This window comes from Kitasatospora sp. NPDC058965 (assembly GCF_042741245.1).
In the GTDB taxonomy this organism is placed as follows: domain Bacteria; phylum Actinomycetota; class Actinomycetes; order Streptomycetales; family Streptomycetaceae; genus Kitasatospora.
The window spans coordinates 1-15,986 of sequence record NZ_JBHYKG010000193.1 but is presented as its reverse complement, the minus strand read 5'-3'; the positions used below and the strand labels follow the sequence as shown (position 1 = coordinate 15,986).

The following is a 15,986-nucleotide window of genomic DNA, read 5'->3' as shown; positions in this document are numbered from 1 at the left end:
CGCTCCCCCTTCGGTGGGGGAGCGGGCCGTTCGGCGTCCGCTACTTGAGGGTGGCCGAGGTGAGGCCGGCCTGCACCTGCTTCTGGAAGGACAGGTAGACCACCAGCACCGGCAGCATCGCGATGGTCATCCCGGCGAACAGGCCCGGGAAGTCGCTCGCGTAGCCGCTCTGCACGGCCAGGTTCATCAGGCCCTGGGCCAGCATCGAGCGGTCCGGGTCGGTGCCGCTCTGCTGCTGCATCAGGGTGACCGGCAGCAGGTACTGGTTCCACTGGCCCAGCACGTTGAAGATGAAGACGCTGATCAGCCCGGACTTCGCCATCGGCACCATGACCTGGAAGAAGGCCCGGGTGTGCGAGCAGCCGTCGATCATCGCCGCCTCGTGCACCGCGGTGGGCAGCGAGCGGAAGAAGGCGTAGAGGAAGAAGACGGTGAACGGCAGCGAGTAGGCCGTGTAGACCAGGATCAGGCCGAGGTAGCTGTTCAGGCCGAGCAGCGGGGTGATCTCGCCGAGGTTCTTCACCATGAAGAAGAGCGGGACCAGCGCCAGGTAGACCGGGAACATCGCGCCGGCGACGAAAAAGTAGTAGATGATCCGGTTGCCGCGGAACTCGTAGCGGGCCAGCACGTAGGCCGCCATCGCGCCGAGCAGCATCGTCAGGGTGAGCGAACCGGCCAGCACGATCACGGTGTTGGCGAAGAAGCCGCCGATGCCCTTGGTCCAGGCCCGGGAGAAGGCGTCGAAGTGCCAGTGCGAGGGCCAGCTCCAGGCACTGCCGCCGATCTGCGCGTTGGTCTTGAAGGACCCGAGCACGATCCAGATCAGCGGGACGATGATCATCAGCGCCCAGAGCGCCAGGAAGCCGTGCGAGAAGACGTTGAGGATCCCCCCGCCGTCCGCGAAGCGCTGTTCCCGGGTGGGCTTGCGCGGCGCGTCGGAACCGGGGCGCTGGGCCGGAACGGTGGCCGCGTCGGTGTGTGTGCTCATGCCGGGGACCTCAGAACTCGATCTTCTCGCGCCGGGTGACCCGGAGCGAGACGACGGACAGGACCAGGGTGATGAAGAAGATCACCACACCCATGGCGCAGGCGTAGCCGGCCTTGCCGTAGGTGATGAAGTTGCGCATCAGCAGGGTCGCCATGATCTCGCTGTGGTGGTCCGGGCCACCGCCGTAGTACGCACCGGGGGTCATGGTGGAGACCAGCGCGAAGGCGTCCATGGCGGCGATCGCCAGGTAGACCCAGGCGGTCTGGATGGTCTCCCAGAGCAGCGGGAGGGTGATCTTGAAGAAGGTCTGGCCGCGCTTGGCGCCGTCCAGCAGGGCGGCCTCGTAGATGTCCTTCGGCACGTTCTGCATCGCGGCCGAGAAGAGCACCAGGTAGAAGCCGACGCCGGACCAGATCAGCACGCCCATGACGCACCACAGGCCCAGGTTGGGGTCGGCCAGCCACTGCCACGGGTGGTTCGCGTCCTCCAGGCCGAGCTTGACCAGGACGCCGTTGAGCAGGCCGCCCTGGTCGGTCCGGTAGACCCCCTGGAAGAGCACCGAGAGGATGGCGACCGAGAGCACCTGCGGGAAGAAGAACACCACCTTGTAGAAGGAGGCGCCGCGGACGCCCTGCACGCCGCCGGTCCCGCCCTTGCCGCCCACGTTGAGCATGAAGGCGAAGAAGAGCGCCAGCAGGATGGTGCCCAGGGGCAGCACGATCAGCAGGAGCAGGTTGTGCTGCAGGGCGACGAGGAACGTGCTGTCCCCGAAGAGCTTGCCGTAGTTCTGCAGGCCGACGAAGTTCATCTGCTGCGAGGCACCCGACCAGTCGGTCATCGAGTACCCGAAGGTCTGCAGGTACGGCCAGATCACCAGGAACACGTACAGCACGACCGGGAGGAAGAGGAACCCCACGATGAAGGGGTATTTGCGATGACGCATGGGAGCTGCTCCTGTCCGCCACAGCCTGCGGTCAGACAGGCTTGAAAGCTGCGCGGTGTTGATTCAGCGGGGCGCGTGGAAGCACCGGGGCCCGCGAGCGGGCCCCGGTGTCCGGAGGTGGTACCGAGGCCGGTGCGGGCGTCAGACCTTCTTGGAGGTGGCGGCCTTGCCGCGGGCGACCCAGTCGGCCGGGCTGATCCGCTTGTTGACCAGCTCGTTGGTGGCGTTCTGCAGCTCGGTGTCGAAGGCCGTCTGCAGGTCCGGGTAGGTGAAGTTGAACGTGCCGGTGCCGGCCGCGGTGACCGCCACCGAGGACGACTTGGTGCCCGGCTTGAGCACCACGTCGGCGCCGATGCCGTCCTTGAGCACGGTGAGCGAGTTGGCGGCCGCGGCGAACTTGCCGGAGCCCTCCTTCGTCAGCATCATCCGCAGGAACTCCAGGCCGCCGTTCTTGTTCTTGCCCTTGCTCGGGACGATGAACGGCTCACCGGCACCGGCGCGCACGGCGGTGGCGGGCAGCTTGTCGCCGGTCAGCGACGGGATCGGCAGGAAGGCCATGTCGAAGTCGGCCGGGGTGACCTTGATCATCTCGTTCTCCAGCCACGAGCCGGAGGGGATGAAGGCGGCCTTGCCCTGGCACCAGGCGGTCTGCGACTCGGTGTGGGTCATGCCGTTGGTGCCCGGGAGGAGGTAGTCGCCCTCCATGATCTTGTAGAAGGCGCTGACGCCGGCCAGCACCGCCGGGTCGTCCCAGGCGGTCGGGTCGCAGGCGTCGATCTTCTTGATCAGGTCCAGGCCGCCCTGCTTGGCGATCAGGTCCAGGATCACGTAGTTGGCGTAGTACGGGTACTTGCCCTGGTGGGCGAAGGGGGCGACACCGGCCGCCTTGATGGTCCCGCACAGCGTGATGAAGTCGTCCCAGGTCTTCGGGACAGCCCAGCCCTTGTCCTTGAACAGCTTGTTGGAGTACCACAGGCCGTACACGGTGTAGACGTAGTTGAGCGAGTACATCTTGCCGTTGATGGTGCCCTGCTCGATGGTGCCGGGCAGCAGCACGTCGCGGATCTTCTTCGACGGGTCGTCCAGGTAGGGCGCGTCGAGCAGCACGCTGAGGTCGGTGAGCTGGTCGGCGCCGGCCAGCACGTCGATCTTCATCTGCTGGGCACCGGAGTCGTCCACGACGTCCGGCGGGTTGCCCGCGTTGAAGCGCGGCTGGAGCTTGGGGCTGATGTCCTGGGTGCCCAGGTGGCTGATGGTGGCGCCGGCGTAGGTCTTCTTGTACATGTCCTCGAAGGCCTTGGCGTAGTCGTCGCCGTACCCGCCCTTGAAGATCACGACGTCCAGCGGGTCGCTCGCCTTGACCCCGAACGGGTTGTTGGCGTTCCCGGTGCCCGCCGAGGCGGTGCTCTTGGTGTCGCTGCTGCCGCCGGTACCGCCGGCACAGGCCGCGAGCAGCGAGCCGCCGCCGGCCGCCAGAACGGTGACAGCAGCCGCGCGCTTGAAGATGTCGCGGCGGTTGTACTCAGTTGCAGAGCCCATGTGTGCCCTAACCCCTCAGTGTCCGAGTGATGCAGAGGTGAACCGACGTGCGGCCGGAAAAGTGAACTGACGACCAGTCAACTACCGCTTCTGTTGCGCGCCTTAACTGTGCCTCGCAGCTAAGGTGCCGGTCAGAAGGGGTCTCGTCGATGGGCAAAGGTATAGTCCACTGTTCATTCGGCGGCAATACTCTTCCCGTCGGTAACGGCCTGCAGCACTCAAAGCGTTGTCGGCGGTGCAGCATGTGCAATGTTCAGGGAGCCTGCGTATTTCTGCGCGCTACCTGAGCGTTGCCTGCGTGCCGAGCACCTTAGCGCGAGTCTGCTCATATGAACATAGAAATGCGCAGCTTCACGCAGCCAGGAGGTGGCTGCGCGAAGCCGCGCATCGGGTGGCACTACGTCGAGTACGGCGGCGGGCCCTCAGTCTTCGTCGGCGCGCAGCCCCTTGTCCAGTGCCGCGACCAGGCTGCCCTGGGCGTCGTCGTTGTCCAGCGACCAGGCCATCACACCGGCCAGGCCGTTCTCGTTGGCGTACTCGGCCTTGCGGCTCAGCAGCTGCGGGGTGTCGAAGGACCAGAAGGTGGTGCCGTCGTACTTCCAGGTCGCGCCGTGCGCGCGGTCGTAGAAGACCTGGCCGGGCAGGTCCTTGATCGTCTTGTACGGCAGGTTGCCGCCCTGGGCCAGGCCGGTGGCGGGCTGGTAGAGCCCGCTCCGGGGGCCGGCCGGCACGCCGGTCCAGCCGTAGCCGTAGAACGGCACGCCCAGCACCAGGCGGTTGGCCGGCACCCCGCGGTCGAGGTAGTCCTGGACCACCCGGTCCACGCTGTAGCCCTTGTTGTCCGGGGCCGCGTCGGCCGGGTCGGAGTAGAGGTTGGCGTTGTGGTCGGTCGGCCCCTGGGCCTCCCAGGAGCCGTGGAAGTCGTAGGTCATCAGGTTCATCCAGTCCACCGACTTGGCGACCTTGCGGACCTCCAGCTGCGCCTGCTTGCCCTCGCCGGACGGGACCGCGTCGGTCAGCAGGTAGTGCTTGTGCTGCTGGCGGCCCAGGGCGTCCAGCTGCCGGCGGAACTCCTGCATCAGCAGGGTGTAGTTGTGGCCGTCCTCGGGGCGCACCACGTTGCCGCCGTCACCGCCGCCGCCCGGGTACTCCCAGTCGATGTCGATGCCGTCGAAGACGCCCGCGCCCGCAGCCGCGCCGCCCTCGGCGGAGCCGATCTGCGGCAGGTTGCCCTTGAGGTACAGGTCGATGCAGGAGGCCACGAACTTCTGCCGGGAGGCGTCGGTGGCGGCCGCGTCGGAGAAGTACTTGGACCAGGACCAGCCGCCCAGCGAGATGACCGCCTTGAGCTGCGGGTTGACCGCCTTGAGCTTGCGCAGCTGGTTGAAGTTGCCCTTCAGCGGCTGGTCGGCCGTGTCGGCCACGCCGTCCACCGACTCGTCGGCCGAGACCGGGCGCTGGTAGTCGGCCCAGGCGTCGCCGACACCGGCGGCGTTGGCCTCGAAGCAGGTGCCGTCGGCGGAGACGTTGCCGAAGGCGTAGTTCAGCACGGTCAGCTTGCTGGCCTGACCGGAGGTCTGCACGTTCTTGGCGGAGAAGCCGCTGTAGATGCCCCACTGGGTGAAGTAGCCGACCCGCTGGCCGGGCAGGTGGCGGTGCCCCTGCGGCTCGGCCTGGGCGAGCGGTGCGGCGGCCAGCGAGGCCAGCACGGTGGCGGCGGCCAGCACGGCCGAGGAACGACGGGAGATGCGCATGCGGGAGACCTGTGGCTCTCTCTGAGACAGCATCAAACATGGCGGCCCCGACCAGGAATGGTCTGGACCAAGCTGAGACAGAGGTTTAGTCCATCCGGGACCGCGCGCACAAGGGCCCGGGCGGCACGGGCGGGATTCGGCCAGCGGGCGGTGGCGGCGACAGGTCAGCCGGGACCGGTCGACCGGGGCCCGCGGCCCGGGGACCGGTGGGAGGGGCGCACGCCGGTCAGTGGGGAGGCAGGCAGGCCGAGGGGGCGGCAGGCAGGTCAGTGGTGCGGCATCCGCTCGCGCAGTTGGGCGGTGCCGTCCCCGGTCAGCCCGACCAGTCCGGCCGGGCGGCCGGTGATCGCCAGCAGCAGGTCCAGCATCGGCCCGGTGACCTCGGGCCCCTCCCCCGCGGTCCAGTCGGCGTCGGTGGCGGTCAGCTTCAGGCCGGCCACCCGCTTCTTGCCGCCGATCAGCAGGTTGGACGAGCGGTAGAAGTCCGCGCAGGTGGTGAGCGCCCGCTCGGGGTAGTCGTGCGGGAGGCCGAGCGGGCGGCGGATGTCCTCGGCGTGCACCACGGTCTCGCCCAGCCAGCTCGGGTCCGGGCCCGGCGGGTGGTCGGTGGCGTCCACCAGGTCGGCGAAGGCGGTCACGGTGGCCGTGGGGCGCCCCCGGGTCAGCTCGTGGATCTCCCGGTCGGTCATCTTCTGGAAGTTGAAGCCCGCCTTGGCCAGCTTCACGAAGAAGCCGCGGGGCGTCATCCGCGCGGTGGCGGCCATGTGGGCCAGCACGTCGCGGACCGTGCGCCCGGCGCAGAGCGAGAAGACGGTCCACTGCTCGGGGGCCAGCTGCCGCACGTCGGCCAGCAGCGCCTTCCGCTCGGCGTGGATGAGCGGCCAGATCTCGTCACTACCGGCGTTCATATGTCCGGAATAGCACAGACCGCGCCCCTCCACCTGGGGAGGGACGCGGTCCGGTCGTGCTCGGTGCCGGCTCAGCCGGCGCTGGGCCCGATCAGCCGATCAGCGAGCGCAGCACGTACTGCAGGATGCCGCCGTTGCGGTAGTAGTCCGCCTCGCCGGGGGTGTCGATGCGCACCACCGCGTCGAACTCCACGTCACCGGCCTTGACCTTGACGGTCTTCGGGGTGCGGCCCTCGTTCAGCTCGGTCACACCGGTGATGGAGAAGGTCTCCTCGCCGGTCAGGCCCAGGCTGTCGGCGTTCTGGCCGGCCGGGAACTGCAGCGGCAGCACGCCCATGCCGATCAGGTTGGAGCGGTGGATGCGCTCGTAGGACTCGGCGATGACCGCCTTCACGCCCAGCAGCGCGGTGCCCTTGGCCGCCCAGTCGCGGGACGAGCCGGAGCCGTACTCCTTGCCGGCCAGCACCACCAGCGGGATGCCCGCGGCCTGGTAGTTCTGCGAGGCGTCGTAGATGAACGACACCGGCGCGTCGGCCTGGGTGAAGTCGCGGGTGTAGCCGCCCTCGGTGCCCGGCGCGACCTGGTTGCGCAGGCGGATGTTGGCGAAGGTGCCGCGGATCATCACCTCGTGGTTGCCACGGCGCGAGCCGTACGAGTTGAAGTCGCGCTTGTCCACACCGTGCTCGGTCAGGTACTGCGCGGCCGGGGTGCCGGCCTTGATGTTGCCCGCCGGGGAGATGTGGTCGGTGGTGACCGAGTCGCCCAGCTTGGCCAGCACGCGGGCGCCGGCGATGTCGGTCACCGGGCTCGGGGTCTTGGCCATGCCCTCGAAGTACGGGGGCTTGCGGACGTAGGTGGACTCGGCGTCCCACTCGAAGGTGTTGCCGGTCGGGACCGGGAGCGACTGCCAGCGGTGGTCGCCGGCGAAGACGTCCGCGTAGTCCTTGGCGAACATGTCCTGGTCGATGGAGTTGGCGACCACGTCGGCCACCTCCTGCTCCGACGGCCAGATGTCGGCGAGGAAGACGTCGTTGCCGTCGGCGTCCTGGCCCAGCGCGGCGCGGGTGATGTCGACGTTCATGTTGCCGGCCAGCGCGTAGGCGACCACCAGCGGCGGGGAGGCCAGGTAGTTCATCTTCACGTCCGGGTTGATCCGGCCCTCGAAGTTGCGGTTGCCGGAGAGCACCGAGACGACCGCGAGGTCGGCCTCGTTGACCGCGGCGGAGACCTCCTCGGGCAGCGGGCCCGAGTTGCCGATGCAGGTCACGCAGCCGTAGCCGACCAGGTTGAAGCCCAGCTTCTCCATGTACGGGAGCAGGCCGGCCTTCTCGTAGTAGTCCATGACGACCTTGGACCCGGGGGCCAGGGTGGTCTTGACCCAGGGCTTGACGTGCAGGCCCTTCTCCACGGCCTTCTTCGCCAGCAGGGCGGCGCCCAGCATGACGGAGGGGTTGGAGGTGTTGGTGCAGGAGGTGATCGAGGCGATCACGACCGCGCCGTTGTCGATCTGGTACGACGAGCCGTCGGGGGCGGTGACGGTGGTCGGCTTGGAGGCCTCGGACGCGTAGGAGGGCAGCGCCTCGGCGAACCTGGCGGCCGACTCGGCCAGGATCACGCGGTCCTGCGGGCGCTTCGGGCCGGCGATCGACGGGACCACGGTGGCCAGGTCCAGCTCCAGGTACTCGGAGTAGACCGGCTCGACGGCCGCGTCGTGCCACAGGCCCTGGGCCTTGGCGTAGGCCTCGACCAGGGCGAGCTGCTGCGCGTCGCGGCCGGTGAGCTTGAGGTAGTTGATGGTCTCGCCGTCGATCGGGAAGATCGCGCAGGTCGAGCCGAACTCCGGCGACATGTTGCCGATGGTGGCGCGGTTGGCCAGCGGGATGGCGGTGACGCCGGCGCCGTAGAACTCGACGAACTTGCCGACCACACCGTGCTTGCGCAGCATCTCGGTGATGGTGAGCACCAGGTCGGTGGCGGTGGCGCCGGCCGGCAGCTCGCCGTTCAGCTTGAAGCCCACCACGCGCGGGATCAGCATGGAGACCGGCTGGCCCAGCATGGCCGCCTCGGCCTCGATGCCGCCGACGCCCCAGCCCAGCACGCCCAGGCCGTTGACCATGGTGGTGTGCGAGTCGGTGCCGACGCAGGTGTCCGGGTAGGCCTGGCCGTTGCGGACCATGACGGTGCGGGCCAGGTGCTCGATGTTGACCTGGTGCACGATGCCGGTGCCCGGCGGGACGACCTTGAACTCGTCGAACGCGGTCTGGCCCCAGCGCAGGAACTGGTAGCGCTCCTTGTTGCGGCCGTACTCGATCTCGACGTTCTGGGTGAACGCGTCCTTGGTGCCGAACTTGTCGGCGATGACCGAGTGGTCGATGACCAGCTCGGCCGGGGCGAGCGGGTTGATCTTGGCCGGGTCGCCGCCCAGCTCCTTGACCGCCTCGCGCATGGTGGCCAGGTCGACCACGCAGGGCACGCCGGTGAAGTCCTGCATGATCACGCGGGCCGGCGTGAACTGGATCTCCTCGCTCGGCTCGGCGGTCGGGTCCCAGCCGCCGAGGGCGCGGATGTGGTCGGCGGTGATGTTCGCGCCGTCCTCGGTGCGGAGCAGGTTCTCCAGCAGCACCTTGAGGCTGTACGGCAGCCGCTCGGAACCCTCGACGGCGGAGAGCTTGAAGATCTCGTACGACTCGTCGCCCACCTGCAGCGAGCTGCGGGCGTCGAAGCTGTTCGCGGACACGACTGACTCCTTCTAGGTGCTTCGTGCGGCACGTGGGGATTGGTGCCCAGACGCTGCCCACACGAGGAAGCCCGTGGATCGCCTCTCGGCAAGTATCTTGATGTCGAGATAAACCATAGCGTCGAGTTATCTCGATGTCGAGATAAACCATAGTGCATGGGCAACCGGGGACGGACGTGGGGCACCCCTCCGGCGCGCCCCGCCCCGGCGGTGCCGCACACGGGGGCCGACGCGCGCGGGGACCGGCACGAGCGGGGTGGCCGCGCACCCGCGGGGCGGCCGGCCGTGGGCCCGACGCGGACTCGACGCCGACTCGACGCGGACTCGGCGCCGACTCGACGCGGACGGCCACCCGGCGGGCGAGCGGGTGGCCGTCGTCAACGTGCCGTTCGGAGCTGCGGGCGGGCCCGGCGGGCCGGCCGGCTCAGCTGCCGAGGGTGGCGACCATGACCGCCTTGATGGTGTGCAGCCGGTTCTCCGCCTGGTCGAAGACGACCGAGTGGGCCGACTCGAAGAGCTCGTCGGTGCACTCCAGCTCGGTCATGCCGGTGGCCTCGTGCAGTTCGCGGGCCAGCGCGGTGCCCAGGTCGTGGAAGGCCGGCAGGCAGTGCAGGAACTTGACCCGCGGGTTGCCGGTGGCCCGGACCGTGTCCATCGAGACCTGGTAGTCCTTCAGCTGCTCGATCCGCTCCAGCCAGATCTCCTTGGGCTCGCCCATCGACACCCAGACGTCGGTGTAGAGGAAGTCCACCCCGGCCACGCCGTCGGCCACCGACTCGGTGTAGCCGATCCGGGCGCCGCTGACCGCCGCGAGCTGCTCGGCGGACTTGCGCACCTGCTCGCTCGGCCAGTAGGCCTCGGGCGCCACGATCCGCACGTCCATCCCCAGCAGGGCGGCGGTGACCAGCAGCGAGTTGCCCATGTTGTACCGGGCGTCGCCCAGGTAGGCGAAGGAGATCTCGCCGAGCGGCTTGGCGCAGTGCTCGGTCATGGTGAGCAGGTCGGCCAGCATCTGGGTGGGGTGCCACTCGTCGGTCAGGCCGTTGTAGACCGGCACGCCGGCGTGCGCGGCCAGCTCCTCCACGATCGCCTGGCCGTGGCCCCGGTACTCGATGGCGTCGAACATCCGGCCCAGCACCCGGGCGGTGTCCCGGGCCGACTCCTTGTGGCCGATCTGCGAGCCGGACGGGTCCAGGTAGGTGGTGGAGGCACCCTGGTCGTGCGCGGCCACCTCGAAGGCGCACCTGGTCCGGGTGGAGGTCTTCTCGAAGATCAGCGCGATGTTCTTGCCGCGCAGGCGGGGCTGCTCGGTGCCGGCGTACTTGGCGGCCTTGAGCTGCGCGGCCAGGTCGAGGAGGAAGCGGAACTCCTGGGCCGTGAAGTCGAGCTCCTTGAGGAAGTGCCGGTTCCGGAGGTTCAAGGCCATGCCGGGCTCCTGAGGTGACGGGACGGGGATGCTTCGGCAATAGTATACGAAGCCTTGAATTTGTATGCAGCGGCCCGGATGGTGGGACGAGTCCGGGTGCTGTCCGCACCCCGACCCGCCCCACCTGCACGGCTCCCACTGCACGGCTTCCCCTGCAGCTCCGGCTACAGCCGCGGGTCCACCGGCTCGGACTCCAGCGCGAGGACCGCGAAGACCGGCTCGTGCACCCGCCAGAGCGGCTCGCCCGCCGCCAGGCGGTCCAGCCCCTCCAGACCCAGGGCGTACTCGCGCAGCGCGAGCGAGCGCTTGTGGCCCAGCGCCCGCTGGCGCAGCACGCCCAGGTGCTCGGTGTAGTCCGGACCGTAGATGATCCGCAGGTACTCCCGGCCGCGCACCTTCAGGCCCGGCTGGACCAGCCCACCCGGGCGGCCCTCCCCCGCCGCGCCGCGCACCAGCGAGGCCAGCGGCTTGACCACCATGCCCTCGCCGCCCGCCGCGGTCAGCTCCTCCCACCAGGCGGTGCCGGCCGCCACCGAGGCCTCGTCCGCGGTGTCCACCACCAGTCGGCCGGTGGCCTTGAGCAGCGGCTGCGCCCCGGCCCGGGCGGCCAGCTCGCGGTCGGCCTCGACCAGGCCGTCCAGCCAGGCCAGGTGCTGGTCGTGCGGGCGCACGGCCAGGTTGGCCCCCTCGGCGGCGAGCACCTGGAACGGCGCCAGCCGGATCCCGGTCAGCCCCTCGGTCGGCCAGCAGTACCGCCGGTAGGCGGCGGTGAAGGCCTCGACGTCGGCCGCCCGGCGGCGCTGGCGCTCCGTCAGCTCGGCCAGGCCCTCGACGCCCCGGACCGCGGCCTGCTGCAGGGCGGCGAGCACCTCGGGCAGCGCGGCGCGGGCGGCGGCGCCGACCGCGGCGTACTGCCGGCGCAGCAGGTCCAGTGCCTTGAGCGACCAGGGCAGCAGCTCGGCGTCGAGCAGCAGCCAGTCGGAGCCCAGCTCGGCGAAGAGGCCGGCGTGCTCGGCCGCCTCCCGGACCCGGTCGAGCAGTGCCGCGGTCAGCTCCTGGTCGCCCAGGAAGGCACGACCGGTCCGGGTCCAGATCGCGCCGGGTCCGGCCAGGCCGAACCGGCGCTCCAGCGCCGCGCCGTCCCGGGCCACCAGGACCACCGCCCGCGAGCCCATGTGCTTCTCCTCGCAGACCACCTCGCGCACCCCGTCGGCCCGGTAGGCGAAGAACGCCTCCTCGGGGTGCTCCAGGTAGCCCTCGCGGCGCGAGGTGGCGCTGGGCGCCATGGTCGGCGGCAGGTAGGCGAGCAGCCGCGGATCCAGCGCGAAGCGGCTCATCACCTCCAGCGCAGCGGCCGCGTTCTCCTCCCGGACCGCGATCCGCCCGTGCAGCGCGGTCTCCACCACCCGGCGACCGGCCACGTCGGCCAAGTCGAGCGGCCGGCCCTCGCGGGCACCGGGCGCGTCGGTGGCCATCGGCCGGACCGGGGCGTACCACTCCTGCTCGGCCGCCACGCCGACCAGCTCCCGCTCCGGGTAGCGCAGCGCGGTCAGCGAGCCGCCGAACACGGCACCGGTGTCCAGGCAGATGGTGTTGTTGAGGAAGCTGGGCACCGGGACCGGGGTGTGGCCGTAGACCACCAGCGCCTTGCCGCGGTACTCCTCGGCCCACGGGTAGCGCACCGGCAGGCCGTACTCGTCGGTCTCGCCGGTGGTGTCGCCGTAGAGCGCGTGCGAGCGGACCCGGCCGGAGTTGCGGCCCTGGTACTTCTCCGGCAGACCGGCGTGGCAGACCACCAGCCGGCCTTCGTCCAGCAGGTAGTGGCTGACCAGGCCGCGGATGAAGGCCCGCACCTCGGCGACGAACTCGGGCGGCTCGGCGGCCAGCTGGTCCAGCGACTCCTGCAGGCCGTGCGAGACCGTCACCTTGCGCCCGCCCAGCGCCCGGCCCAGCTTGTGCTCGTGGTTGCCGGGCACGCAGAGCGCGTGGCCGGCCGCCACCATGCCCATCACCAGGCGCAGCACGCCCGGGGTGTCCGGGCCGCGGTCGACCAGGTCGCCGACGAAGACCGCGGTGCGGCCGGCCGGCGGCACCGCGTCCACCGGGCGGTCCCGGTCGTCCCGGACCAGCCGGTAGCCGAGCCGGGTGAGCAGCGTCTCCAGCTCGGCCCGGCAGCCGTGGACGTCGCCGACGATGTCGAACGGTCCGGGCCGGTCGCGCAGGTCGTTCCAGCGCTTCTCCAGCTCGATCTCGGCCGCCTCCACCTCGGCCGCCCCGCGCAGGTGGTGCACCTTGCGGAAGCCCTCGCGCTCCAGGCCGGCGAGCGACCGGCGCAGCTCGCGGTGCTGACGCGGGATCACGTGGTCGCCGAAGTCGCGGTCGGGCCGCTGCCGGTTGCGCTCGGCGCAGACACCGGGCGGCACGTCCAGCACGATGGCGATCGGCAGCACGTCGTGCGCCCGGGCCAGCGCCACCAGCTGCTTGCGGGCGCCCTGCTGGACGTTGGTCGCGTCCACCACGGTCAGCCGACCGGCGGCCAGCCGCTTGCCGACGATGTGGTGCAGCAGCTCGAAGGCCTCGGCGGAGGCGGACTGGTCGTTCTCGTCGTCCGACACCAGGCCGCGGCAGAAGTCCGAGGAGATCACCTGGGTGGGCTTGAAGTGCTTGCGGGCGAACGAGGACTTGCCCGCGCCGCTGGTCCCGACCAGGACCACGAGGGAGAGGTCGGTGACGGGCAGGCGGCACGGCCGGTGCTCGGCCGACTGATCGGCCGGCTGATCGGCGGTCAGGTCGGTCATCGGGTCTCGCTCCCCTCGGTGCGGTGGGTGGCTTCGGTGGTTCGGGCGGGGGCCGTGGCTCGGGCGGCTTCGGCGGACCCGGTCCGCCCGCTCCCCGGGCCCGGGGCGCCCTCGGCCGCGCCGGTCCGGAAGACGGCCAGCTGGGTGGGCGAGCCGACCTCCTCGTCCAGTGGCCCGACCGGGCGCAGCGCGACGGTGTAGCCGTAGTTCGCCGCGACCCGCTCGGCCCAGCGGCGGAACTCGGCGCGGTCCCACTCGAAGCGGTGGTCGGCGTGCCGGTGCTCGCCGGCCGGCAGGCTCTCCCAGCGCACGTTGTACTCCGCGTTGGGAGTGGTCACGATCACGGTACCCGGGCGGGCGGCACCGAAGACGGCGTGCTCCAGCGCGGGCAGCCGGGGCAGGTCCAGGTGCTCGATCACCTCGCAGAGCACGGCCGCGTCGTACCCCTTGAGCCGGGCATCGGTGTAGGTGAGCGCCCCCTGCACCAGCCGGACCCGGGAGGACTGACGCTCCGACATCCGGTCCAGCCGCAGCTTGCGGGCGGCCACGGCCAGCGCACCGGCCGACACGTCCACCCCCAGGACCTCGGTGACCTGCTGCTCCTTGAGCAGCGCGGCCACCAGCTCGCCCTGGCCGCAGCCGAGGTCCAGCACCCGCGCCGCGCCGACCGACCGCAGCAGCTCCACGATCGCCTCGCGGCGCTGCCGGGCCAGTGGGACCGGCTTGTCCTGCTCCTCCTCGGTGGTGTCCGGCTGCGCCGCCGGCGCCGACCGCTGCACCCCGCCGGTGTCCTCGGTCGGGACCGCGTCGTCCAGCTCCTCGACCTCGGCGTCGTCCGCCTCGGCCAGCCGGGCCAGCTCCAGCCGGCGCAGCGCCTCGTTCGCCAGGGACCAGCGGCGCTGCAGGTAGCGACGGGTGATCAGGTTGCGCTCGGGGTGGTCCGCCAGCCAGCCCTCCCCCGCGTCCAGCAGCTTGTCCACCTCGTCGGGCGCGACCCAGTAGTGCTTCGCCCCGTCCAGCACCGGCAGCAGCACGTAGAGCTGCTGCAGCGCATCGGCCAGCCGCAGCGTCCCGGTCAGCTCCAGGCTCAGGTACCGCGAGTCGCCCCAGGCCGGGAAGGCCCCGTCCAGCGGGATCGCCGTGGCCGCCACCCGCCAGCCCAGCGGCTCGAAGAGGCGCTCGACCATCGGGCGGTCCTCGGGCGCGTGCCGCTCGCCACCGCCCACCGCCACCGCGGGCAGCCGCACCGTCAGCGGGCGGGGCTGCTCGGCCAGGCCGGGCCGCTGCTCGCAGACGCCCTTCATCGCGCTCCGGAAGACCGTGCGCAGGGCCACCGAGAGCAGCGAGGAGGCCGCGTAGGGGCGGTCGTTGACGTACTGCGAGAGCGCGAAGTCGGGCGAGCCGCCGCGGCCCTTGCCGCGGCCGCGCCGGACCAGGGCGATCGGGTCCACGTCCAGCAGCAGGGCAGCGGTGCACTCCTGCTCGGTCGCGGTCGGGTAGAAGACGTGCGCCTCGCCGTGCGCCGTGCTGAACCGCTGGGCCTTGGCAGGGTGCTTGTGCAGCAGAAAGCCCAGGTCGGTGGCCGGGTGCTCGGCAGTACCTGTGGTGGAGATCGAGATGAACACCCGAGCGAGTATCGCTGGCGCGGCGAGGGCCGAGCACCTGGTTTTGGCCGCGGTCGCACCGCGCGGCCGTCCGGTGGCTGGGCCGTTTCGGCAGGTCGGGCCGGAATTGGCTACCGTGCTCGGTGTGACTGAAACGACCTCCTCCCTCACCCGCGGCGCCGTGGCCGCCGGCCTGGCGACCGTCGCCGCCGACGGCACCGTGCTCGACACCTGGTTCCCCGCCCCCGCGCTGACCGACGCGGCCGGCCCGTCCGGCACCGTGCGGCTGTCGGCCGACGAGGCCGAGGCCGAGCTCGGCGCCGGCGCCGCCCGGGCGCTGCGCGCCGACGCCCGCCGCGGGGTCGAGGTGGTCGCCGTGCGCACCACCATCAGCTCGCTGGACGAGAAGCCGCTGGACGCGCACGACGCCTACCTGCGCCTGCACCTGCTGAGCCACCGCCTGGTCAAGCCGCACGGCCAGAACCTGGACGGCATCTTCGCGCTGCTCGCCAACGTGGCGTGGACCAGCATCGGCCCGGTGCCGGTGGACCTGGTGGAGCAGGCCCGGCTGGCGGTCCGCGCCGAGGGCGGTCAGCTCGCCGTCTACGGGATCGACAAGTTCCCGCGGATGACGGACTACGTGGCCCCGAGCGGGGTGCGGATCGCGCACGCCGACCGGGTCCGGCTCGGCGCGCACCTGGCCGAGGGCACCACCGTGATGCACGAGGGCTTCGTCAACTTCAACGCCGGGACCCTGGGCACCTCGATGGTCGAGGGCCGGATCAGTGCCGGTGTGGTGGTCGGCGACCACAGCGACATCGGCGGCGGCGCCTCGATCATGGGCACCCTCTCCGGCGGCGGCAAGCAGGTCGTCGCGGTCGGCGAGCGCTGCCTGCTGGGCGCCAACGCCGGCATCGGCATCTCGCTCGGCAACGACTGCGTGGTCGAGGCCGGCCTCTACGTCACCGCCGGCACCCGGGTCACCGCCCCGAACGGCGCGGTGGCCAAGGCGGTCGAGCTCTCCGGCCAGGACAACCTGCTGTTCCGCCGCAACTCGCAGTCCGGCGCGGTCGAGGTGATCGCCCGCTCCGGCTCCTGGGGCGGCCTGAACGCCGATCTGCACGCGCACAACTGACCCGGGCCCAGCCCGCAGCACCCCGGGCCCCGGCCGCGCCCCGCGCGCGGCCGGGGCCCGGCCCGTTCCGCGGCGCCGCCCCCCCCCGCGCCGGGGGCGTGGGCGCGGCACTAGCCCAGCGCTGTCTCGTATAAACAACAACCAGCCCACGAGA

General features: G+C 71.0%; 10 protein-coding genes. 1 reads left to right on the top strand and 9 read right to left on the bottom strand.

What is annotated here, in order from left to right; translation table 11 throughout:
• Positions 1–40: 40 nt before the first annotated feature.
• From ACFW1A_RS26935 to ACFW1A_RS26895, 9 genes are all read right to left on the bottom strand, one after another.
• Positions 41–988 carry a carbohydrate ABC transporter permease gene (locus ACFW1A_RS26935; RefSeq protein ID WP_380412873.1) on the bottom strand — a complete coding sequence of 316 codons (948 nt, stop codon included), beginning with the start codon at positions 986–988 and terminating at the stop codon, positions 41–43.
• Positions 989–998: 10 nt separating this feature from the next.
• A complete protein-coding gene (locus ACFW1A_RS26930) occupies positions 999–1,931 on the bottom strand; it encodes a carbohydrate ABC transporter permease (protein ID WP_380412871.1) in 933 nt (310 codons plus the stop codon).
• Positions 1,932–2,072: 141 nt separating this feature from the next.
• Positions 2,073–3,470 carry an N-acetylglucosamine/diacetylchitobiose ABC transporter substrate-binding protein gene (ngcE, locus tag ACFW1A_RS26925; protein WP_380412869.1) on the bottom strand — a complete coding sequence of 466 codons (1,398 nt, stop codon included), beginning with the start codon at positions 3,468–3,470 and terminating at the stop codon, positions 2,073–2,075.
• 422 nt (positions 3,471–3,892) lie between these two features.
• The gene (locus ACFW1A_RS26920; RefSeq protein ID WP_380412867.1) at positions 3,893–5,224 is read right to left on the bottom strand and encodes a glycoside hydrolase family 18 protein; all 1,332 of its coding nucleotides are present in this window, start codon (positions 5,222–5,224) and stop codon (positions 3,893–3,895) included.
• Between the two features lie 266 nt (positions 5,225–5,490).
• Positions 5,491–6,132: a maleylpyruvate isomerase family mycothiol-dependent enzyme gene (locus tag ACFW1A_RS26915; RefSeq protein ID WP_380412864.1), complete on the bottom strand. Its 642-nt coding sequence runs from the start codon at positions 6,130–6,132 to the stop codon at positions 5,491–5,493.
• A 91-nt stretch (positions 6,133–6,223) separates the two neighbouring features.
• The gene (acnA, locus tag ACFW1A_RS26910) at positions 6,224–8,869 is read right to left on the bottom strand and encodes an aconitate hydratase AcnA (protein ID WP_380412861.1); all 2,646 of its coding nucleotides are present in this window, start codon (positions 8,867–8,869) and stop codon (positions 6,224–6,226) included.
• A gap of 424 nt (positions 8,870–9,293) precedes the next feature.
• The gene (gene argF, locus ACFW1A_RS26905; protein WP_380412859.1) at positions 9,294–10,295 is read right to left on the bottom strand and encodes an ornithine carbamoyltransferase; all 1,002 of its coding nucleotides are present in this window, start codon (positions 10,293–10,295) and stop codon (positions 9,294–9,296) included.
• A gap of 164 nt (positions 10,296–10,459) precedes the next feature.
• Positions 10,460–13,093, bottom strand: coding sequence for a polynucleotide kinase-phosphatase (locus ACFW1A_RS26900; protein WP_380412857.1), 2,634 nt, complete (start codon positions 13,091–13,093; stop codon positions 10,460–10,462).
• Complete coding sequence (locus ACFW1A_RS26895; RefSeq protein WP_380412855.1) at positions 13,090–14,718, bottom strand: 3' terminal RNA ribose 2'-O-methyltransferase Hen1; 1,629 nt, start codon at positions 14,716–14,718, stop codon at positions 13,090–13,092. Before ACFW1A_RS26895 ends, ACFW1A_RS26900 begins: the two co-directional genes overlap by 4 nt.
• A 124-nt stretch (positions 14,719–14,842) precedes the next feature.
• Between ACFW1A_RS26895 and dapD the strand changes: the two genes are divergently transcribed.
• Positions 14,843–15,832: a 2,3,4,5-tetrahydropyridine-2,6-dicarboxylate N-succinyltransferase gene (gene dapD / locus ACFW1A_RS26890; protein ID WP_380412852.1), complete on the top strand. Its 990-nt coding sequence runs from the start codon at positions 14,843–14,845 to the stop codon at positions 15,830–15,832.
• Positions 15,833–15,986 lie beyond the last annotated feature (154 nt).

Excerpts from the sequence above, each read along its gene's own strand:
- ACFW1A_RS26935 (WP_380412873.1), bottom strand. The coding sequence starts at position 988 with ATGAGCACACACACCGACGCGGCCACCGTTCCGGCCCAGCGCCCCGGT.
- ACFW1A_RS26930 (WP_380412871.1), bottom strand. The coding sequence starts at position 1,931 with ATGCGTCATCGCAAATACCCCTTCATCGTGGGGTTCCTCTTCCTCCCG.
- ngcE (WP_380412869.1), bottom strand. The coding sequence starts at position 3,470 with ATGGGCTCTGCAACTGAGTACAACCGCCGCGACATCTTCAAGCGCGCG.
- ACFW1A_RS26920 (WP_380412867.1), bottom strand. The coding sequence starts at position 5,224 with ATGCGCATCTCCCGTCGTTCCTCGGCCGTGCTGGCCGCCGCCACCGTG.
- ACFW1A_RS26915 (WP_380412864.1), bottom strand. The coding sequence starts at position 6,132 with ATGAACGCCGGTAGTGACGAGATCTGGCCGCTCATCCACGCCGAGCGG.
- argF (WP_380412859.1), bottom strand. The coding sequence starts at position 10,295 with ATGGCCTTGAACCTCCGGAACCGGCACTTCCTCAAGGAGCTCGACTTC.
- ACFW1A_RS26900 (WP_380412857.1), bottom strand. The coding sequence starts at position 13,093 with ATGACCGACCTGACCGCCGATCAGCCGGCCGATCAGTCGGCCGAGCAC.